Source organism: Paraburkholderia sediminicola, assembly GCF_046027355.1.
Classification (GTDB): Bacteria; Pseudomonadota; Gammaproteobacteria; order Burkholderiales; family Burkholderiaceae; genus Paraburkholderia; species Paraburkholderia sediminicola_B.
The window spans coordinates 163,139-182,997 of sequence record NZ_JAQQEK010000010.1 but is presented as its reverse complement, the minus strand read 5'-3'; the positions used below and the strand labels follow the sequence as shown (position 1 = coordinate 182,997).

Below are 19,859 nucleotides of genomic sequence, written 5' to 3'. Positions count from 1 at the left end.
CGTGGTGCGCTACGCGGCAATGCCTTGCTTAACGGGCGTGGCGCAAACCGCATCGCGCTCGTGTGCTTCGGGCGCGATCGTCTTGACCGGCGTGACCATGCTCGCCAGCGGCAAGCGCACCACGAATTCCGAGCCGCGGCCAAGTCCCTCGGAAAACGCCTCGACGGTGCCGCCATGGCTCGCGACGATATCGCGCACCACCGCCAACCCGAGTCCATGCCCCTTGGCGCCCAACGCGCAGCCCGCACGCCCGCGCGCGTAGGGCCTGAAGATGGTCGCGAGCTCGCCCGGCGCGATGCCGAGGCCTTCGTCGCGCACGCTGATATAGCAGTAACGTCCGGCGCGGGACGCCGTCACCTTGATCGCATCCGCGCCCGCCGAATATTTGAGCGCATTGACCAGCAGATTGACGAACACCTGGGTCAGCTTGCCGAAGTCGCCTTGCACCCGCATCGGCGCGTCGCTTGCCGCCAGTTGAATGGGTGCGTGATCGGGCGCGCCCGCTTCAGCTACCTGAACACAATGCGCAAGCAGATCGCCGACGTCGACCGGCGCGGGATGCGCAACCGTTCTCTCGCGCGACGAACATGCCAAAGCGCCGATCGCCGTTTCAAGGGAACCGGCGACCTCCGCATCATCCGGCGCCATCAATTGCTCGGCCAACTGCCCGAGGAGGCTTGCTTGCCGCGAGAGCAGAAGCGCATACCGTGTCAACTGTTCGTCATGGCCGTACTGGGTGTTCAACAGACGCGCGAGCAGGCCAAGCGGCGTGATCGCATTGCGGATCTCGTGGCCTATCGTTGCACCGATCGATGCTTCTTTCGTTTCGTCGCTACGTTCGGCAGGTGTCGCCGCGTTCTCCGGCCGTTGCACGCTCTGCCGACCCGCTTGTTCGCGCGAATGCCCGGAGATCTCGACGCGCGGCGGCTCGATCTTCGCATCGTGCAGGCGCTCGATTTCCCGCGTCTGTGCAGTGCGAAGCTTTTGCACGCAGTACGTGCACAAGCCGATGATCGGCCGCGCCGCGAGCTTCTCCTTCAGCGAGGCTTCGTAGTCGAGCAGCGCGACCCAGTCGGTGGTTTCGTTGCAGACGGCGTCGCCGGCCACTCGCAGTCCTTCGAAGCCTCGCCCCAGCGCGTCGTTGATCGCCTTCGACCACAAGCCCACGGTGGCGCCGCCGTTGAAGCCCGTTTTAGGCGAGGAGTAGATCTGTGCGCCGTCGAGAATCTGCAATTGGCCCGCGTCGATATAGTCAGCGAGTGCGGGCGCGGTTCGCGTGAGCATATAGCGGGCTTTGTCGGGTCCCAGCAACGCGGGCGCGACCCACACGGCCGCCTCGCGATTGGCGAGTCCGGCATGAAGGAAGTCCGCGGTGACGCTGAGCAATTCGCTACGCGATTCGTAGAAGTGACACAGATGTGAGCCCCAAGGGAGGGCTCCAAGCGCGGGAAAACCGCTTTTGCGCGTTCCGGTGGTCATCGTTTCCCTGAAAGTGCGTGGGTCAAGAACCACAGTCGCGCTAGGTTTTAACGATGTCCCGCGCGCTCGAATATAAATGTCACGGCACCTCCCGCGTCGTTCCGGCGATCCTGAAGGACAGGAAGCGGAACTGCCGCGTTGGTGCTCGATATTTGGGATTCAGCAGGATTCGAAAGTACGCGAGGGGAGATTTTGAATGAATAGTTGTTTTCCCTAGGCATGTTTCTTGACGCGAAAGAGCGCGTGGTCACACACGCGTCAATTCGGATTGGTATAGGACTTGGGGACGTGTGAGCATCCGCGCGCTCATGTCGAGTCAGAAAGTGCGAGAGCAGCTATGTGTTCGCTACAAGCAGTTCCTCCGCATTGCTCGGCGGACGCAGATCGTCGGTCCTGCCCGCGAAATAGCGCTGGGTAAGATCGGCCGCCGAGACGTGCCGTGCCTCTCTAAAGCCGGCTTCATGGGCCAGCGCCAGCATCTCCGGCGGGGTGAAGAAGCTGAGAAAAGGTGTGCCGCTCGCTCGCGCGCCCTTCTCCGCCATCTCGAGTCCCGGACGTACCTCGGGGTCCGCCAGTTCCAGCGGGAGCAGGAACGTCATGGCGAGCGTCGATCCCGGGGCGAGGGTCGCGACCTGGCGCAGCGCGGCCGCGTTCGCGTCCCTGGTGAGATACATACTGACGCCCGTGGAGACCACGATTGCCGGCTTGGTTTCATCGAAGCCGGCAGTCATCAGCTCGTCCCGCCAGTTCCGGCCCGCCTCGAAATCGACCGGCACGAAGCGCAGCCAGTCCGGGACGCCGAAGCCGAGCTCGACCAGGCGTTGACGCTTCCATGCCTGAGGACCTGGCTGGTCGATCTCGAACACCTTGAGGCGGGACGCGATCTCCGGCCTGCGCTGCGCGAAGCTGTCGAGGCCGGCGCCGAGGATGACGTACTGACTCAGCCCTCGCCCGGCCTGTTCCACGACCAGGTCTTCGATGAAGCGAGCCCGAGCCACGATCGAGGCGCGGAAGGGCCGCGTGAACTGCGGGTCCATGTCACCGCGGGCGCGCCAGTCCTCGTCCGGAGCCAGCAGCTTAAGGCCGATTTCGTCTTCCAGCACATGCGGCGGCGGGTCGGCCTCGACATGCAGCGCGCGCCACAAGGCGACGCGCGCTGCTGTGCTGTCCGGGGCTACATCTCGCTTGTCGTTCATGACTTTCAATCCTGTTTGTTCGTTCTCGGCTCCTACTTGCCATCGCACAGGATCACCGGCCGCGATCCTGCCGCCCACAACAGGCTATGATGGAGAAGTGGGTATGACGGATGACGAGGGACAGCGTGTCACAGACAAGCCCTGATCGCAAGACGACGTTCAGCAAACGCCTCTTATGGTTCGTTGGATTGTGGCTGCTCGGAGTCGCCGGGGCAGTGCTACTCGCGTTACCGTTTCGTCTTCTGATCGCTGCGGCAATGCATTATCAGCACTGAAACACTGCCGATACCCGATGACCGCTTCAAGGCCGATCGAGCATTTTTGGCACCTGTCCAAGCTGCCGAAACAGCGATAGCCAGTCCTCGAGGTGCCAGGTTTTCTCGATCAGATTTCCACGCATCTGATGGAAAGAATGAATCGCGAATTTCACGTGCTTGGAACTCGCGTCAATGCCGAGCAGTTTCCCGGTTTGCGTGCCGCTAATCTCCGCGCGAACACCTATCCGGTCTCCATGCACCAGCAAGTCGAGAATTTCGACTTTCATGTCCGGAAGCGCGGTCGCAATGTCATGGAACACCTGAACCATTTGACCGGGTCCGTGAGTGGCCCCGCGAGGCTCCGGAATATACTGCCAGTCAGGGGTGACAACCTTCCCCAACAACTCGACGCTTCTCTGCTCGAACGCTCGATAGAAGCCTTCAACCGCTGCACGAGCCGCCACTTCGTCGGTACCTGAGGTCATGATCCGTTGCTCCTGAAGATGCAAGTCACCATGTTAGACCGAATCATATCGGGCAGCTTCAGGCATTCGCGTGATAAGCAAGTATTTCGGCGCGCCATGTTCGTCATCGGCCGAGTGGTTTGCGAAAAACACTTCCACCATAGCCGCGCACGATATTGTCGACTTCAAACGGTGACGCTTCCTGCGCCTCGAGGATGAACGCCACGCTGCCGGCAGTGAGCTTGCTGGTTATCGATGCGACCAGTTCATTATCGAGTGTTTCCTTGATCGCATGCCCAGCCAGCCCGCCGCTCGCACCGATCGTGAAGCCCACGACCGCGCCTGCCGGTCCACCGAGCATGCCGATCAGGCCGCCAGTCAGCGCGCCGATCACAGTCCCCCAAAACGGCCGAGTCTGCTCGTCGAGCACGGTCAGTTGACCCGTGGCGTCTTTTTGCACCAGCACGCCGCTCTCGATCTTGAAACCGAGATCTTTTTCCTCGAAGTTCCTGAAATCCCGCCCCGCGCGTTCGGCTACGTCAACGCTATCGAAAACCGCGACGATCAACTGTTGTGCCATTGGATAGCTCCTCACATCGCAAACGTTATCTGTCAAAGATAGCGACTTTCGAAAAGCGTGCCACTTTTTTGTTTCCGATTCCTGGTATAGGTCGAAATGGGCATGATTCGCCGCGCGCACTCCTCGGAGCATTTCTGGCACGCACTTCAGCAGCATCGCCACGATCAGCCGTACCGGCGTCGGCACCTCGCGTTGTGTTTGAGTCAACAGATTCAGCTCGAAAGGCGGCAGATCGAAACCCGGCAACAGGCGGACCAGCCGGCCGGCCAGGAGCGCGTCGGCGCAGGCCGGCTCTTCCAGCACGCCAATGCCCGCACCCGTGACGATCATTTCATACATGGGCCGCCAATGACTGGTCTTCACCGCGGCATGGATAGGAACACTCTCCACGACACTCGTCAGATGCCTGAGCGGCAACTGGCCCGCGCCGAACATGCCCCGGACTCGAATGAACGGATGTTTTTCCAGATCGGATGGCTCGCTGATCGGACCATGCCGATCCACATAGGCCGGCGCGGCAACGAGGACACGCGCGATCTGCCCGAGTTGGCGAGCAATGAACGCCCCTTCTCCGAGCTGTCCAAGACGAAAGGAAATATCCACGCCTTCCGTCACGAGATCGACGATCCTGTCGTTCAGCACTAGCTCCATATCCCGTTGCGGATAGGCTGCTCGTACAAGCGCCAATGCCTTCGGCACGACCGTCTCGCCGAAGCAGTGAGGTGCCGCGATGCGAACCGTGCGAGGTCGATGGTATGCAGCGGGTTTCCTCTTCGGTTTGGACTGGTTCATGCTGTCGCTCCAATCCGCAGCACGCGATCGATTCGCGTCCGACGTCGCTCGACGGCCGCTCATTGCACCAACATCTATTTGCAATGCGAACGAATCACCTCTGTCCTTTTGCCAATCCGATAGACAGGCTCGATGGATTGCCTTCCTACCGGCGGATATTAGCGAGGTGACAGTGGAATGAAAAGCCGCTCGACCCGATATGAAGTATCGAAAGGAACCGCGAGCGTTGGCGCGGAATCGCCGTAGAATTTATCGCGTCCCAAAGCCGGCGCACGGTTTCCACAAAGTACCTGCTCGGTATAACATCCATGGGGCGTGATGGACGTCAAGCATGTCACGCGTGTTGCGCCCTCCCGGCGACGAGGCAAGCGGCCCGCATGCCCGAGGTGGCCGCAACAGCTAACCCGCTTCAATCATTCAAACGAAACTCGCGCCCGCCTCCGGCATGTGAAACGCGTAGGCGGAACGACATGGGTTCTACTGCTGTCGGAATCCGTAACGGTCTCTCAACACTCAAGCCGATGCCCAACGAAATCCCGGAACCGCAAGCAATTTGTAATGACGTCTCCCGCAGCGCGATCTTTATTGTCGCGACCATCGCGAACGATCGCGATCAGGAGGCCAAGGTGCGCGAATGGTGCGGTGACATCGCCGCCCTCGTGCGCGCGGTCGGCAAGCGGGTGCCTTCCGGCAATCTGTCGTGCGTCTGTTCCTTCGGCTCCGACGCATGGGACAGGCTGTTCGGCGCGCCCCGGCCTGCCCTCCTGCATCCGTTCCGGGACATCGGCGAAGGCGAACGGCGCGCGCTGGGAACGCCGGGCGATTTCCTGCTGCACATCCGCGCCGATCACATGGATCTCTGCTTCGAGCTCGCCACGCAGTTGCTCGGCGCACTCGGCGACGCGGTCACCGTGGTCGATGAAGTTCACGGTTTCCGCTACTTCGATATGCGCGACATGGTGGGCTTTGTCGATGGCACCGAGAACCCGACAGGCCGCGCCGCCGACGAATACACGCTCATCACCGAGGACCCGGGGTTCGAGGGCGGCAGCTATGTGCTGGTGCAGAAGTACCTGCACGACATGGACGGCTGGAATGCGCTTTCCGTCGAGACTCAGGAGCGCATTATCGGTCGCAAGAAACTGTCCGACGTCGAGCTCGACGCAGCGGTCAAACCGTCGTCGTCGCACAGCTCGCTGACCACGATCACCGAGAACGGCAAGGAAGTGAAGATCTTGCGCGACAACATGCCATTCGGGCGCCTCGGCGCGGGCGAGTTCGGCACCTACTTTATCGGCTATGCCCGTTCGCCCGCGCCGATCGAGCAGATGCTGGAGAACATGTTCATTGGGCGGCCGCCGGGCAATTACGACCGGCTGCTCGACTTTAGCCGCGCCGTCACGGGCGGCCTCTTCTTCGTGCCGTCGGCCACCTTGCTCGAGGAGCTCGCGGACCGCGATCCGCCGAGCGTCACGGCCGCTATCGAATCACAGCCCGAACCGTCTTCGCCCGCCGAGCCGCGCCACGACGGCTCGCTGAATATTGGCTCTCTCAAGGGAATCTCCCAACATGAATAACCTGCATCGCGAGCTTGCCCCCATCTCCAGTGCCGCCTGGTCGCAGATCGAAAACGAAGTGGCGCGCACGTTCAAACGCAGCGTAGCCGGCCGTCGCGTGGTCGACGTCAAGGGTCCCGGCGGAACCGAGCTGGCCGGCGTCGGCACGGGGCATCAGATCGCGATTACCGCGCCCCAACAGGGCGTCGCGGCGAAGCTGGCGGAGGTCAAGAGTCTCGTCCAGTTCACCGTGCCGTTCGAGCTGCAGCGCGATGCGATCGACAGCGTGTTACGCGGCGCGAACGACGCCGACTGGCAGCCCGCGAAAGACGCAGCGAAAGAGCTAGCCTATGCCGAAGATCGCGCGATCTTCGACGGATATCAGGCTGCGGGGATCGGCGGGATTCGCGAAGGCTCGTCGAATCCGCCGCTCGCGCTGCCCGCCGACATCGGCGACTATCCGGACGCGATCAGCAGCGCGCTCGAAGAGTTGCGGCTTGCCGGCGTGGACGGTCCCTATTCCGTACTGCTCGGCGCCGACGCCTACACGGCGCTCAGCGAGGCGCGCGATCAGGGCTATCCGGTGATCGAGCACATCAAGCGGATCGTGAACGGCGACATCATCTGGGCACCGGCGCTGACCGGCGGCAGCGTGCTCTCCACGCGAGGCGGCGACTTCGAGTTGCATCTCGGTGAAGATCTCTCGATCGGCTATCTCAGCCACACCGACGCGGTAGTGCGCCTTTATCTGCGCGAGACGCTGACATTCCTGATGTTGACGAGCGAAGCGTCGGTGTCGTTGACGCTCGCTGAGTAAGCGCGGGTCGTTGCGGGCTCAGGCACGCAACGACTGCTTCGGCAGCGCGGAGTCGACGTCGTCGGCCAGCACTTCAAGACCACGGGCCATTTTTCCGCACTCGACGTGCACTCTCTCGAGGATTTCCGGCGTGCACTGTTTCAACATCATCACGATCAGGCGTACCCGCGGCGGCACCGGACGTTGCGCCTGAATCAGTACATTGACGTCGAAAGGCAGCGCCTCGAATTGCGGCAACAGCCGAACCAGCCGGCCGTCCGCGAGCGCCTCGACGCACGCCGGCTCTTCCAGCACGCCAATGCCCGCACCCGCGACGATCATTTCATACATGGGCCGCCAATGACTGGTCTTCACCGCGGTACGGATGGGGGCGCTTTCGACCACGCTCGCCTGGTGTCTGAGGGGCAACTGGTCCGTGCCGAACATGCCCTGCACGCGAATGAACGAATGTCTTATCAGGTCGGACGGCTCGCTGATCGGACCATGCTGGCTCAGATAGCCCGGCGCTGCCACGAGCACACGCCCGACCTCCCCGAGTTGACGGGCAATAAACGCCCCTTCCCCGAGTTGCCCGAGACGAAAGGAAATATCCACGCCTTCCGTCACGAGATCGACGATCCGGTCGTTCAGCACCAGTTCCAGGTCCAGTTGCGGATAGGCTGCACGTACGAGCGTCAACGCCTCCGGCACGACCGTCTCGCCGAAGCAATGAGGCGCCGCAATGCGGACCGTGCCTCTGAGCGCCTGCTCGTCGTTCGACACATCGGCAATCGCCTGCTCGACGGCGCCCAGAATCCTCTTGCTACGCTCATAGAAGGTCACGCCTTCGGGCGTGCAATTGAACGCACGTGCACTGCGCAGCAAAAGCCGGCAACCAAGGTACTTCTCGAGCCGCTCGATGCGTTCGCTCGCGGCGGGCTGCCCGATATTCAGATCCCTGGCCGCGCCGGAAATGCTCTCGCGCTCCACCACTCTCACGTAAATGCGCATGGCTTCGAGCAGATTCATCATCCCCCTCCCCCTTTTGCGCCGGTCCTGCGTGATTCGAACGTCGAAGCGTCGGGGGGCTGATGGCATGCGTGGCTACTTCCCTTCAGATTTGCGTCTTCCATGTTTCGGCTCCAGTCTGTACACATCGACAGGCCCCTTTAGCAGGACCCGCGAACATGCGTTCGATGGAGAACAGAGTAAGGCTGGGTGGTCAGTCGGAGAGTGCACAAATCGGCCCGGCTTGCATCAGTACAGTTCTGCTACGATCTGCGCACCGGACGGCAGCACGTCTTCACGAGCGCGTGCACCGCAGCGAAGTGGCCGGTATAACCCGCCGTTGAAAAACGCCAGGGAAATCGTCCGATGAATCTCTATGAGAAGCTTGCAGACGACATCGAAAAGCTGATCCGGCAAGGCGTGTACAGCCATGGTGAACGCCTGCCCTCGGTGCGGCAGACCAGCCAGCAGCATCGGATCAGCGTGACCACGGTCATCCGCGCCTATTTAGTGCTCGAAAGCCGAGGCCTGCTCACGAGCAGGCCGCAATCCGGCTATTTCGTCAATTTCCGCGGCGACGGAGGCGAGCGGAAGACACTCGAACTGCGGCCATCGAAACCGATTCCGATTTCATCGCCGGTCGACGTCAGCCGGCTAGTGCTTTCCACGCTGCGCTCGATCGGTGTCGACGACGCGGTGCCGCTCGGCTCGCCCTACCCTGACGCGAGCCTGTTTCCCTTCGAGAAGCTCAACCGCTACGCTTACGACGCGGGACGAGGCAAGACACGGTGGGGCGTGACCGACGCGCTGCCGCCGGGCACTGCGACACTGGTGCGCCAGATTGCGCGTCGCTACCTCGAGAACGGCATGGCGGTCGATCCGAATGAGATCATCATCACGGTCGGCGCGACCGAGGCGATCAATCTGTGCCTGCAGGCCGTCGCGAAGCCAGGCGATACGATCGCCGTCGAATCACCCACGTTCTACGCGATGCTGCACGCGATCGAACGGATGGGCATGAAGGCGATCGAGGTGTCCACGCATCCCGAGCACGGTATCGACATCGAAGCGCTTGCCGCGATCGTGGAATCGCAGACGGTCACCGCCTGCATGGTCATGCCGAATTTCCAGAATCCGCTGGGGTTTCTGATGCCCGACGAGCGCAAGCGCGAGCTCGTCGAATACTTGACGAAACGGGACATACCGGTCATCGAGAACGGTGTCTACAACGAGTTGCACTTCGACAGCACGTATCCGAGCACGTTGAAGTCCTACGACACGAAGGGACTGGTGCTTCACTGTGGGTCGTTCTCGAAGACGCTGACGGCAGCCTACCGGATTGGCTGGGCGATGCCGGGCCGCTATCGCGATCAGGTCGAGAAACTCAAGTTTCTGAACACGCTGACCACGCCGACCATTCCGCAACTGGCGATCGCGGAATTCCTCGAACGCGATGGTTACGAGCATCATCTGCGACGGATTCGGAAGATCTATGCGCAGCAGGCGAACCTGATGAAGGCGATCGTCTCGCGCTTCTTTCCTGAAGGTACGCGAATGTCCAACCCCGCGGGCGGCTACGTGCTGTGGATCGAATTGCCGTCCAAGGTCGACGCGATGCGGCTCTACAAGCTGGCACTCGAGCAGGGCATCACGATCGGACCGGGCTACATGTTCTCGATCTCGGAGACGACCTTTCGGAACTTCATCCGTCTGAATTACAGCAGCCCCTGGTCAAGCGAAATCGAACAGGCAGTGATTACTGTCGGCAAGCTCGCCGCCCTGTGCGCCCGCTAGCGACACGCTGGCTGTTGAACCCGGAGCCGCCTCAACCTCCCGTGACAGGCGGAAAGAACGCAATTTCGCTGTCCTCGCGCACGATAAACGTCTCGGCGACCATCTCCTGGTTGACGGCCGTACGCAGCGGCCGTCCCGCGCGCAGTGCCTCGGCCGTTCGCTCGTCTCGCGAGGCGAGCCTGTCGCGCAAGCAGTCGACGGTGAGTTCGGAGGCGTCGATGTACACGATCTCCTGTGAGACGCCGAGTTGTTCGCGAACGCTGGCAAAATATCTGATCGTCAGTTTCAAACGCATGCTCCCATTGCCCGAAGCAAGGCGAAGCGGCGCATCATCCCCACCGCAGCATTGACCGCTCGTCGCTCGTCCTGGCCTTGACCCAGATGGCCGTGCCGTCCCGCCGGACTTCCTTTTTCCAGAACGGCGCATGAGCCTTCAGGATATCCATCAGGAATTCGCAAGCCTCGAATGCCTGCGCACGATGAGCTGCGGCGACCACGACGAGCACTACCGCATCGCCGAGCGCAACCCGGCCAATCCGATGCACGATTTTTACCGCATCGAGACGCCATCGCGCGGCCGCCTCCTCGACGATGCCCGCGAGCGATTGCTCAGTCATTCCCGGGTAATGCTCAAGCTCCAGTGCGATCACATCATCGACATCGCCTCGATCACGCACCACGCCAAGGAAGTTGACGATCGCCCCCACGTCCGGATTGCGCATGATCGGCGCCAATTCCCACTGGAGGTCGATCGGCTCGTGCTGGACACGTACCTCGAAGCACGATGCGGCGCTGATCGGCGGGTGCGCCGGAACGGTTCCACTGTCATCGATGTACTGATTGTCGGAGCGGATGTAATCAAGCGGCGATGTCGTCATGATGGCTCTCCGGTCTGCACCCGCCTGGCAAGGGATCGCAGAGGAAATGGGCAGCGTGCGCTGAGAGACTGAGCGATAGCAGCCGCCTTTCAGAGCGAAAGATCGACTGGCCGGGAATGACTCCGTCGCAGGATACTGCCGCGCCTTCACGATTGGGACGCACAGTCTGCATCGAACTCGAGGAGTACAGTTTCGTGCGCCCGTCTGCCGGGCAGGATGATCAGATGCTTCGCCAGCGCCACATCAGGTGAGCTGATAGGCGCGCACGGGTACGACCTCGTCGGGAAGTTCGCGTCCGCACAATTCAAGAATCGACCGTTCGATGTTACGGGTCATCGCATCGAGTGCCAGCGCATTCGGCGCGAGACTGAACGGCTCGGCGACTTCACTCGCAATCGCCTCCAGCGCAATGAGCGTATACGCAATGAAGACACAAAGAAGAGGTGTGAAGAATTCCGCTGAATCGACAAGACCGAACGGAAGCAAAACACAATAGGCATATACGGTGCGGTGAAGCAACACACTATAAGCAAACGGAATGGGCGTGGAAGCGATCCGCTCACATCCGCCAATCGTGCTTCCCAATTCGTTGATCTGTGCGTCGAACATCCAGAGCTGGGTATCCGAGGCCAATGCCCGACCATGCAGCTCGGCGAAGTCGCGGCGAATGTCATTGAGAAGCGCGACCGGTTTGTAGCAACTGTGCTGCAACGCTTCGGCTCGCGAGCGTCCGAGAAAGTGCACGAGATCCGCAGCCGGGTCGGTTCCGCGCAACTGGTGCTTCAGCGCATAGACACACGCAATCAATGTGTGGGCGATCTTCTGGCTATCCGCTCCGCGCGGAACATAGCACAGCATTTGCGACGTCAACGCGCGCGTCGAGATGAGGATGCTGCCCCACAGATGGCGTGCCTCATTGAACCGCTCGTAGCTGGCGTTGTTGCGAAACGCGAGAAAGATCGCGAGCGCGAGACCGAATAACGTGAAGGGCGCGGTATTGAGCGGTATCTTCTCGCCGAAAATGCGCCCTTGCGTCAAGACCGCGAGACTGCTCACGATCGCCATGAAAACCAGTTGGGGAATGATCGACTGCAGGACAGAGCCATTCCAGACGAACAGCAACCGGAGCCAGTTTTGCGTCGGCCTCACAATCATGATGTGCTCTTGTAGTGTGCTGACTGCCTCGAGATGAAAACGTCCGCGCGCCGATGCATGACTTCATTGTGCAGCCACCCTCAGTGGTAGCCGGCGTCCCCCTCCCGCACCTTGCCGCGGAACACGCGGTACTGCATGGCGTTGTAGACGAGGATGATCGGCAGCACGATCACCGTGCCGACCAGCGTAAAGAGCTGGCTCGAGTGACTCGACGACGCTTTCCAGATCGTCAGCGAAGGCGGCACGATGTTTGGCCAGATGCTGATGAGCAAGCCGCTGTATCCGAGAAAGCACAGCGCAAGCGTGAGCAGGAACGGCATTGCTTCATGCTGAAGGCGAAGCGAGCGAAAAATGCCCCACACACAGGCGATCACGAGAATCGGCACCGGCATGAACCAGCCGAGATAGCCGCTCCCGAACCAGCGATGCTCGACCGCCGGCAATCCGATCACGGTCCAGAGACTCACCACGAAGATTATCCCCAGCAGCACGGCCAGCAACGGCCGCATCACCTCGCGCATCTTGCGCTGCAGTTCGCCTTCCGTCTTCAGGATCAGCCAGCCGCAGCCGAGCGTCGCATAGGTGAATAGCACACCGATCCCGCAGAACAGGCTGAACGGCGACAGCCAGTCAAACGGGTCGCCGGCGAAACGGTCATCGACGATCTTGATGCCTTGCAGCAGCGATCCCAGCACGATGCCTTGACAAAGCCCCGCGAGAGCCGACCCGGCAATGAAGGCGAGATCCCACGCATGCTGGGTCCGCGTGGCCTTCGCGCGCAATTCGAAAGCCGCCCCGCGGAAGATCAGGCCGACGACCATCAGGATCAGCGGCAGATAGTTCGCCGGCAGCAGCGTCGAATAGACGACCGGGAATGCGCCGTATAGCCCCGCGCCGCCGAGCACGAGGAACGTCTCGTTGCCGTCCCAGACGGGGGCGATGGTGTTGAGCATCACTTGCCGCTCGGCTTTTTCCTCGAAAAACGGAAACAGCAAGCCGATGCCGAGATCGAAGCCATCCAGCATCACGTAGATGAAAACGCCGAGTCCGATGATCGCAGCCCACACTACCGGAAGATCGATTTGCATGGCGTCACTCCCGTTCCAGTGCGTCCAGCGGACGATTGCGCAGGACCGGATGCTTGACGGACTGGCGGGCGTCGACATGTTCCTCTGGTCCGCGCTTCATCATCTTGAGCATGTAGTAGACCCCCATACCGAATACCAGGAAGTACACCAGCACGAAGATCAGCAATGAAACGCCCGCTTGCTGGGCACTGATCGGCGAGAGTGAGTCCTCAGTGCGCAGAACGCCGTAGACCGTCCATGGCTGGCGGCCGACCTCCGTCGTGACCCACCCGGCCAACAGCGCGACAATTCCCGACGGACCCATGCACAGCACGAAAACCTGATACCACCGCGTCTCGTAGAGACGGCCTTTCAACCTGAGCAGCAGCCCTAGCAACGCGGTCAACAGCATCAACATACCGAGGCCCGCCATGATCCGGAAGGTCCAGAAGATGATTGGCGAATACGGACGGTCTCTGGCTGGAAACTCCTTGAGCCCGCGGATTTCTCCGTCCCAGCTATGGGTCAGAATGAGGCTGCCCAAATGCGGTATTTGCACCGCGTAGCGCGTGACTTCCGCTTCCATGTCGGGCAGACCGACCAGATTGAGCGCCGTGCCGCCTTTCTCGGTTTCCCACAGTCCCTCCATCGCCGCGATCTTGGCGGGCTGATATTCGCGGGTGTTGAGGCCGTGCGCATCGCCGACGAAAATCTGGATCGGCGTCAGCAGAAGCAGAATCCACAGCGCCATCGAAAAACTGCGCTTGATCGGTCCGTCGCGCCGGCCATGCAGCAGATGCCACGCCCCGCACGCGGCGACGATAAAGCCCGCGACGATGAACGCGGCGATCGTCATATGCGCGAGCCGGTACGGGAACGATGGGTTGAAAATCACCTTCATCCAGTCGACCGGCACGATCCGGCCGTTCTCCATGGCGAATCCTTGCGGCGTCTGCATGAAGCTATTCGACGCCAGAATCCAGAAAGTGGAAATCAACGTGCCGACCGCCACCATCAGCGTGGCGAAAAAGTGCGCGCGTGGACTCACGCGCTGCCAGCCGAACAGCATCACGCCGAGAAAGCCGGCCTCAAGAAAGAATGCCGTCAATACTTCATATGTCAGGAGCGGCCCCGTGACGTTGCCGGCAATGGTGGAAAATCCACTCCAGTTGGTACCGAACTCGTAGGCCATCACCACGCCTGACACCACGCCCATGCCGAAGCCGACCGCAAAGATCTTCGACCAGAACAGAAACATGTCCTTGTAGACCACGTCGCCGGTCAGCAGCCAACGCCACTCCAGCACGGCGAGGAAACTGGCCATTCCTATACTGATCGCGGGGAAAACAATGTGAAATGAAACCGTGAACGCAAACTGCAACCTGGCGAGGTGGAAGGCATCGAAAATTTCCATGATTGATCAGCGGCTCCAGGTGATAGCGGCATTTGCTGGTCTCCCCGTGTCTCGATCGACTGGACGCGCACGCTCAGTCGATCGACCCGTCAAACTCGCCGGCATTCAGGCTTGCGCTGAGCGCGAAACATGAACAGGAACCGACTTGTACGATGGCGTGCCGCTTTCCTTGTCGATGAAGTCGAGCGGCACCAGCACGTTTGCTTCCGGATAATACGCCGCCACCGATCCTTGCGCGATGCCGTAAATAATTGCCGTGATGTTCTTCAGGCAAAGCTTCCTGCCCGATGAAATAGTCTCGATATCGACCAGATCGCCATGTTCGAGTCCGCGTGCCGCCAGATCGGCTTCATTCATGAACAGCACGTCGCGCCGGCCGAACACGCCCCGGTAACGATCGTCGAGGGCATAAATCGTGGTGTTGTACTGGTCGTGACTGCGGATCGTGATGAGGCGCAGCACATTTTCAGCACCGTATACTTCGGCGTCTTCCTTCACTCCACCGTAGACGGAAAACATCGCTTTTCCGGACGGCGTGTGCCACACGCGTTCAGTTGGAGGAAGCGGCAGACGGAATCCGCCCGGCGTTCTGATTCGCGCATTGAATGCTTCAAAACCCGGCACGGTCTGTTCGATCAGATCGCGAACCTTGTCGTAATCGGCAACCAGTTCCTGCCAGGCGACCTTGCTGTGCGGCAACGTCGCCCGCGCAATACCCGCGACGATCGCCGGCTCGGACAACAAGAATTCGGAGGCGGGTTTGAGCTTCCCGGACGAAGCATGGACCATCGACATGGAATCCTCGACCGTGATGGATTGGCGGCCGCTTGCCTGGATATCGAGTTCCGTGCGGCCCAGGCACGGCAGCACATAGGTTTCCTTCGACACCAATAGATGCGAACGATTGAGCTTGGTCCCGAGATGGACGCTCAGATCGAGTTTGGCCATGGCGGCAAATGACTGTTCCGAATCGGGCAGCGCGACCGCGAAGTTTCCGCCCAGGCAAACCAGCACCTTGGCCGAGCCGTCGATCATCGCCTGCATCGCCTGAACGGCATCGTGTCCGTGTGCCTCGGGCGGCTTGAAACCGAGCACATCCTCGATCTGTTTCAGGAAGGCGCTGGAGGGTTTTTCGGTTATGCCTACCGTCCGGTTTCCCTGCACGTTCGAATGTCCGCGCAAAGGACAGATGCCCGCGCCGGGTTTGCCAAAGTTTCCGCGCAATAGCAACAGATCGGCAATCAGCCGGACGTTGGCCGTGCCTTTATTGTGCTGGGTCACGCCCATTCCATACGTGACGATGGTCGCGTTCGATTTGGCATAGGCGATGGCGACCTGTTCGAGATCGGACCGGCTCAGTCCGCTCGCCGTTTCAATATCGTCCCACGCTGTCGCTTCCAGATCAGCGGCGAACGCGTCGAAATTTTCCGTGTGTGCCGCGATGAATTCATGGTCCAGAACGTTGCCTTCCTCGGCCTCCATCGCCAGCAGCGCCTTCATGATGCCCTTGAGCGCGGCTGCGTCACCGCCGGCGTCGACCTGAAAATAGGTCGAGGCGATTCGGGTCGAGCCGTACGTGGCCATTTCAAGCAAGTTCTGCGGGTCCGCAAATCGTTCGAGTGCGCGCTCGCGAAGCGGATTGAAGACGATGATGGGCACATTGCGCCGCGAGGCTTCATGCAGCGTGCCCATCATCCGTGGATGATTGGTGCCGGGATTATGGCCAATCGAGATGATGAGTTCGGTCTCGTCGAAGTCTTCCAGCGACACCGTGCCTTTGCCGATCCCGATCGACTGCGGCAATCCCACGCTGGTCGGCTCGTGGCACATGTTGGAGCAATCGGGGAAATTGTTGGTCCCGTACTCTCGCGCCATCAACTGAAACAGGTAGGCGGCCTCGTTCGAGGCCCTGCCCGACGTGTAGAACTCGGCCTGGTCGGGAGAGGACAGCCCTTGAAGCACTTGCCCGATGCGAGCGAAGGCGTCATCCCATTCGACAGCGCGAAACTTGTCCGTGTCGCGATCGTAGACAAGCGGATGTGTGAGCCGGCCAAGATCCTCGAGTTCGAAGTCGGATCGTTGCAGCAGCGACGACACCGTATTGTTCTGGAAAAACTCCGGCCCCACGCGCTTGGTCGTGGCTTCCCATGTGACCGCCTTGGCACCGTTCTCACAGAACTGGAATGTAGATTTATGCTCCTTGTCCGGCCACGCACAGCCCGGACAATCGAAACCGTCGGGCTGATTGGTCCGCATCAGCGTGATCGGCGCTTCGATGCTCTCCATCTGTTGCCTGATGGCTTGAGCAGTCGCCCGGAGCGCGCCCCAACCGCCAGCGGGTCCGTCATACGGCCGGATGCCCGGCACTTCGCGTCGCGTGGTCATATGAGACTCCATGAACCGTCACAGGAATCCGGGAACGGTCCTGTCGAGGGCTACGCCATCGTGTTGCGCTCAACCGTCCCTATCCGCCAGGTCGAGCGCCGCCGCACTGCCGCCAGGTGCGGCAGTGATCTTGCCTGCTCGCTACTCACACCATGCATTCAGGAGCGGGCGCCTTCCGTGGACTCGGTGCTGCTGACTTCGTCGGACGACTTCTTCTTTGCCCGGCCATTGGCGCGCTTCGCCTTGGGCGGCGGCGCCTCGCTGCGAGTGAACTTCACTTCGCCGCTGTCCTTGTCGTAGCTGACCTCGACACTGTCGCCCGACTTCAGGTCGTTGTTGAGAATCTCCTTGGCGAGCCGCGTTTCCAGTTCCTGGCGGATCTGGCGTTTCAGCTCACGGGCACCGAATTCCGGCCGATAGCCGGCGTCGGCAAGGTGATCGACAATCGACTCGTCCATCTTGAGCGTGATGTCTTGCGCCGCCGCGGTGCGCGTAACGCGTTCGAGCTGGATTTGCACGATCGAGCGGATATTCTCGCGCGAGAGTCCGTGGAAGACGATCACCTCGTCGATCCGGTTCAGGAATTCCGGACGGAAATGACCCTTCAGCACGCCCATCAATTCTTCGCGCATCGCCTTGTCGGCGAGGCGTTCTCCCTCGGGTTTCTCGAGGTTGTCCATGATGATGTGCGCGCCGAGATTGCTCGTCGCAATGATGATCGTGTTGCTGAAGTCCACGACGCGGCCCTTCCCGTCGGTCAGCCGGCCATCGTCGAACACCTGTAGCAGCACGTTGCTCACGTCCGCGTGCGCCTTCTCGATCTCGTCGAGCAGAATCACGCTGTACGGGCGCCGCCGGACCCGCTCGGTCAACTGGCCGCCTTCGTCGTAGCCGACATAGCCCGGCGGCGCGCCGATCAATCGCGCCACCGCGTGACGTTCCATATACTCGGACATGTCGATACGGATGACGGCCTGTTCATCGCCGAACACCGTTTCCGCCAGCGCCTTCGCGAGTTCGGTCTTGCCGACGCCGGTCGGGCCGAGGAACAGGAACGTCGCGATAGGCCGGTTCGCTTGACCGAGACCCGCGCGCGAGAGGCGCACGGCGTCGCTCACGGCAACCACCGCGTCGTCCTGGCCGACCACGCGTTCGCGCAGCTTGTTCTCCATGTCCAGCAGTTTCTGGCGTTCTTCCTGTGTCAGTTCCGTGACCGGAATGCCGGTCAGACGCGACACCACTTCGGCGATCGCCGCCACCGTCACTTCGAGCGTTTCCGAACCGGTCTTGCGCTGCCATGCCTCCATCTGCTCGTCGAGTTTCGTCTGCTTTTCGCCGATTCGTTCCTCGAACTTCTTCGCCTCGTCATAGCGCTTGCGCGAGGACGCATAGTCCTGCTCGCGCCTGAGCTGGGCGATTTCGGCTTCGAGTTCCTGGATGTCCGCCGGACGTGAAGTTGCACCGATGCGCACGCGCGCGGCGGCCTGGTCGATCAGGTCGATGGCTTTGTCGGGCAAAAAGCGCGACGTGATGTAACGGTCCGACATTTCGGCGGCGGCGACGAACGCGTCGTCGGCAAAGGTCACCTGATGATGCGCTTCGAGCTTGTCGCGCAGACCGCGCAAAATGACGATGGTCTGCTCGACGGTCGGCTCGGGCACCAGCACCGGCTGAAAGCGCCTCTCGAGCGCGGCGTCCTTTTCAATGTACTTCTGGTATTCGTTGAGCGTCGTCGCGCCGATCAGACTGAGTTCGCCACGGGCCAGCGCCGGCTTGAGCACGTTCGCGATGTCGAGGCCGCCTTCCCCGCCGCCCTGGCCAGCGCCCACGATCATGTGCAATTCGTCGATGAACAGAACCAGTTCGTCTTTCTTTGCCGTCACTTCGTCGATCAGCGTTTTTGCGCGCTCTTCGAACTCGCCGCGATACTTCGCGCCCGCCACCATCGAATTGATGTTGACCTCGACGAGCCGCTTGCCGCGCAGATTTTCGGGGACGTCGTCGTTGACGATACGCTGCGCCAGGCCTTCAACAATCGCGGTCTTGCCGACCCCGGGCTCGCCGATCAGCACCGGATTGTTCTTCCTGCGCCGCGCGAGCACCTCGATCGTACTTTCGATTTCCTGCGCGCGACCCAGCACGGGGTCGAGCTTACCCTGCCGCGCGAGGGCCGTAAGGTCACGCCCGAACTTGTCGAGCGTGGGCGTGCCGGTCGGCGTGTCGACGCGGCCGTCCTCGGCGCCTTTGCCGACCACTTTCACCACCTTCTGCCGCAGCGCTTCCGGCGTCACGCCGTATTTCTTCAGCAAGGTGCCCGCGATACTGTCTGGCACCGCCGCAAGCCCGATGAGCAAATGCTCCGGGCCGACATAGGAATGACCCAGATCGCGCGACGCCTGGAACGCGCTCTGGAACACTTTTTTCATGCGAGGCGAGATGGTCATCTTCTCGATCGGCGCATCAGGATTCGCGGTGCCCTTCTGGGCATGCTGATCGATATAGCCTTTGATGTCCTGCGGCGACAACTTGAGTTCCTTGAGCAGCGCCGCGCACATGTCCGTGTCCGCCAGCACGTAAAGCAGGTGCTCGGTGTCGAGTTCGGTGCGTTGAAGCTCATGGGCTTTTTCCGCCGCACGCTGCAACAATTCGAGCGTCTGTTCGCTGAAGGCGTCGGTTGCGTCGACCGATTCGCGCGGCAGCTCCGCGGCGAACCCCTCGTCCTCGTCATCTTCCTCGCCCGCGCCGCCAAGACCGCCGAAGAAGCGGGACAGACCGCCTCCTCCGAGCAGCGAGTCGAACGGGTTCGCCATGCTTTGGTGCCGCATTAATTGCCGATAGTCGTAGTCGCAAATCGATAAAGTTTTCCGCTCGCCGTTCTGCACAACGGTCACACGGGCGACAGCGGGACGGGCGTTACAGATTTCGCAAAGGGCGGGCATCGTAAATTCACCTTTATCAGTTAAGGCAACGTTGTTAAAGGTTATGGAACGCGTTCATGTGAGGGGCGAATGCTCGAAACCTGTCGGCGGCCTTTCGAT

The 19,859-nt window shown here is 61.1% G+C and carries 15 protein-coding genes; 3 read left to right on the top strand and 12 right to left on the bottom strand.

All coding sequences use genetic code 11. From position 1 onward, the window contains the following. Positions 1-9: 9 nt before the first annotated feature. The 4 genes from PQR42_RS19200 to PQR42_RS19185 all read right to left on the bottom strand — a co-directional run bounded on the left by PQR42_RS19200 (position 10) and on the right by PQR42_RS19185 (position 4,768). Positions 10-1,479 (bottom strand): MEDS domain-containing protein, encoded by a 1,470-nt coding sequence (locus tag PQR42_RS19200; protein ID WP_408387073.1) that lies wholly within the window; start codon positions 1,477-1,479, stop codon positions 10-12. Positions 1,480-1,814: 335 nt separating this feature from the next. After that, on the bottom strand, positions 1,815-2,675 hold the full coding sequence (locus PQR42_RS19195) for a class I SAM-dependent methyltransferase (RefSeq protein ID WP_408387074.1): 861 nt from the start codon (positions 2,673-2,675) through the stop codon (positions 1,815-1,817). Between the two features lie 301 nt (positions 2,676-2,976). Then, positions 2,977-3,417 (bottom strand): ester cyclase, encoded by a 441-nt coding sequence (locus PQR42_RS19190; protein WP_408208713.1) that lies wholly within the window; start codon positions 3,415-3,417, stop codon positions 2,977-2,979. A gap of 103 nt (positions 3,418-3,520) precedes the next feature. Next, positions 3,521-4,768, bottom strand: coding sequence for a LysR substrate-binding domain-containing protein (locus PQR42_RS19185; RefSeq protein ID WP_408387075.1), 1,248 nt, complete (start codon positions 4,766-4,768; stop codon positions 3,521-3,523). A gap of 521 nt (positions 4,769-5,289) precedes the next feature. Between PQR42_RS19185 and PQR42_RS19180 the strand changes: the two genes are divergently transcribed. Together PQR42_RS19180 and PQR42_RS19175 are read left to right on the top strand one after the other, a co-directional pair. Beyond that, positions 5,290-6,345, top strand: a complete 1,056-nt coding sequence (locus PQR42_RS19180) for a Dyp-type peroxidase (RefSeq protein ID WP_408387174.1) — start codon at positions 5,290-5,292, stop codon at positions 6,343-6,345. Next, the gene (locus tag PQR42_RS19175) at positions 6,338-7,141 is read left to right on the top strand and encodes a family 1 encapsulin nanocompartment shell protein (protein WP_408387076.1); all 804 of its coding nucleotides are present in this window, start codon (positions 6,338-6,340) and stop codon (positions 7,139-7,141) included. Before PQR42_RS19180 ends, PQR42_RS19175 begins: the two co-directional genes overlap by 8 nt. Before the next feature lie 18 nt (positions 7,142-7,159). Here PQR42_RS19175 and PQR42_RS19170 read toward each other — a convergent pair whose 3' ends face one another. Next, positions 7,160-8,149 (bottom strand): LysR family transcriptional regulator, encoded by a 990-nt coding sequence (locus tag PQR42_RS19170; RefSeq protein WP_408387175.1) that lies wholly within the window; start codon positions 8,147-8,149, stop codon positions 7,160-7,162. A 345-nt stretch (positions 8,150-8,494) separates the two neighbouring features. Between PQR42_RS19170 and PQR42_RS19165 the strand changes: the two genes are divergently transcribed. After that, positions 8,495-9,922, top strand: coding sequence for an aminotransferase-like domain-containing protein (locus tag PQR42_RS19165; RefSeq protein WP_408387077.1), 1,428 nt, complete (start codon positions 8,495-8,497; stop codon positions 9,920-9,922). A 31-nt stretch (positions 9,923-9,953) separates the two neighbouring features. Here the strand turns inward: PQR42_RS19165 and moaD are convergent, their stop codons facing one another. From moaD to PQR42_RS19130, 7 genes are all read right to left on the bottom strand, one after another. Further along, positions 9,954-10,211, bottom strand: a complete 258-nt coding sequence (moaD, locus tag PQR42_RS19160; RefSeq protein ID WP_408208703.1) for a molybdopterin converting factor subunit 1 — start codon at positions 10,209-10,211, stop codon at positions 9,954-9,956. Between the two features lie 40 nt (positions 10,212-10,251). Further along, positions 10,252-10,800 (bottom strand): molybdenum cofactor biosynthesis protein MoaE, encoded by a 549-nt coding sequence (locus PQR42_RS19155; RefSeq protein ID WP_408387078.1) that lies wholly within the window; start codon positions 10,798-10,800, stop codon positions 10,252-10,254. A gap of 243 nt (positions 10,801-11,043) precedes the next feature. Next, positions 11,044-11,955, bottom strand: a complete 912-nt coding sequence (locus PQR42_RS19150; protein ID WP_408208698.1) for a bestrophin family protein — start codon at positions 11,953-11,955, stop codon at positions 11,044-11,046. A gap of 80 nt (positions 11,956-12,035) precedes the next feature. Further along, positions 12,036-13,043, bottom strand: a complete 1,008-nt coding sequence (cydB, locus tag PQR42_RS19145; RefSeq protein WP_408387079.1) for a cytochrome d ubiquinol oxidase subunit II — start codon at positions 13,041-13,043, stop codon at positions 12,036-12,038. A gap of 4 nt (positions 13,044-13,047) precedes the next feature. Further along, positions 13,048-14,436 carry a cytochrome ubiquinol oxidase subunit I gene (locus PQR42_RS19140; protein WP_408387080.1) on the bottom strand — a complete coding sequence of 463 codons (1,389 nt, stop codon included), beginning with the start codon at positions 14,434-14,436 and terminating at the stop codon, positions 13,048-13,050. 105 nt (positions 14,437-14,541) lie between these two features. After that, the gene (locus tag PQR42_RS19135) at positions 14,542-16,821 is read right to left on the bottom strand and encodes an FdhF/YdeP family oxidoreductase (protein ID WP_408387081.1); all 2,280 of its coding nucleotides are present in this window, start codon (positions 16,819-16,821) and stop codon (positions 14,542-14,544) included. 158 nt (positions 16,822-16,979) lie between these two features. Continuing rightward, complete coding sequence (locus PQR42_RS19130) at positions 16,980-19,760, bottom strand: ATP-dependent Clp protease ATP-binding subunit (protein ID WP_408387082.1); 2,781 nt, start codon at positions 19,758-19,760, stop codon at positions 16,980-16,982. Positions 19,761-19,859: the final 99 nt, after the last annotated feature.

What these genes read in the sequence shown, in the direction of transcription:
- PQR42_RS19200 (WP_408387073.1), bottom strand. Translation starts at nt 1,479, where the DNA reads ATGACCACCGGAACGCGCAAAAGCGGTTTTCCCGCGCTTGGAGCCCTC.
- PQR42_RS19195 (WP_408387074.1), bottom strand. Translation starts at nt 2,675, where the DNA reads ATGAACGACAAGCGAGATGTAGCCCCGGACAGCACAGCAGCGCGCGTC.
- PQR42_RS19190 (WP_408208713.1), bottom strand. Translation starts at nt 3,417, where the DNA reads ATGACCTCAGGTACCGACGAAGTGGCGGCTCGTGCAGCGGTTGAAGGC.
- PQR42_RS19185 (WP_408387075.1), bottom strand. Translation starts at nt 4,768, where the DNA reads ATGAACCAGTCCAAACCGAAGAGGAAACCCGCTGCATACCATCGACCT.
- PQR42_RS19180 (WP_408387174.1), top strand. Translation starts at nt 5,290, where the DNA reads ATGCCCAACGAAATCCCGGAACCGCAAGCAATTTGTAATGACGTCTCC.
- PQR42_RS19175 (WP_408387076.1), top strand. Translation starts at nt 6,338, where the DNA reads ATGAATAACCTGCATCGCGAGCTTGCCCCCATCTCCAGTGCCGCCTGG.
- PQR42_RS19170 (WP_408387175.1), bottom strand. Translation starts at nt 8,149, where the DNA reads ATGAATCTGCTCGAAGCCATGCGCATTTACGTGAGAGTGGTGGAGCGC.
- PQR42_RS19165 (WP_408387077.1), top strand. Translation starts at nt 8,495, where the DNA reads ATGAATCTCTATGAGAAGCTTGCAGACGACATCGAAAAGCTGATCCGG.
- PQR42_RS19155 (WP_408387078.1), bottom strand. Translation starts at nt 10,800, where the DNA reads ATGACGACATCGCCGCTTGATTACATCCGCTCCGACAATCAGTACATC.
- PQR42_RS19150 (WP_408208698.1), bottom strand. Translation starts at nt 11,955, where the DNA reads ATGATTGTGAGGCCGACGCAAAACTGGCTCCGGTTGCTGTTCGTCTGG.
- cydB (WP_408387079.1), bottom strand. Translation starts at nt 13,043, where the DNA reads ATGCAAATCGATCTTCCGGTAGTGTGGGCTGCGATCATCGGACTCGGC.
- PQR42_RS19140 (WP_408387080.1), bottom strand. Translation starts at nt 14,436, where the DNA reads ATGGAAATTTTCGATGCCTTCCACCTCGCCAGGTTGCAGTTTGCGTTC.
- PQR42_RS19135 (WP_408387081.1), bottom strand. Translation starts at nt 16,821, where the DNA reads ATGACCACGCGACGCGAAGTGCCGGGCATCCGGCCGTATGACGGACCC.
- PQR42_RS19130 (WP_408387082.1), bottom strand. Translation starts at nt 19,760, where the DNA reads ATGCCCGCCCTTTGCGAAATCTGTAACGCCCGTCCCGCTGTCGCCCGT.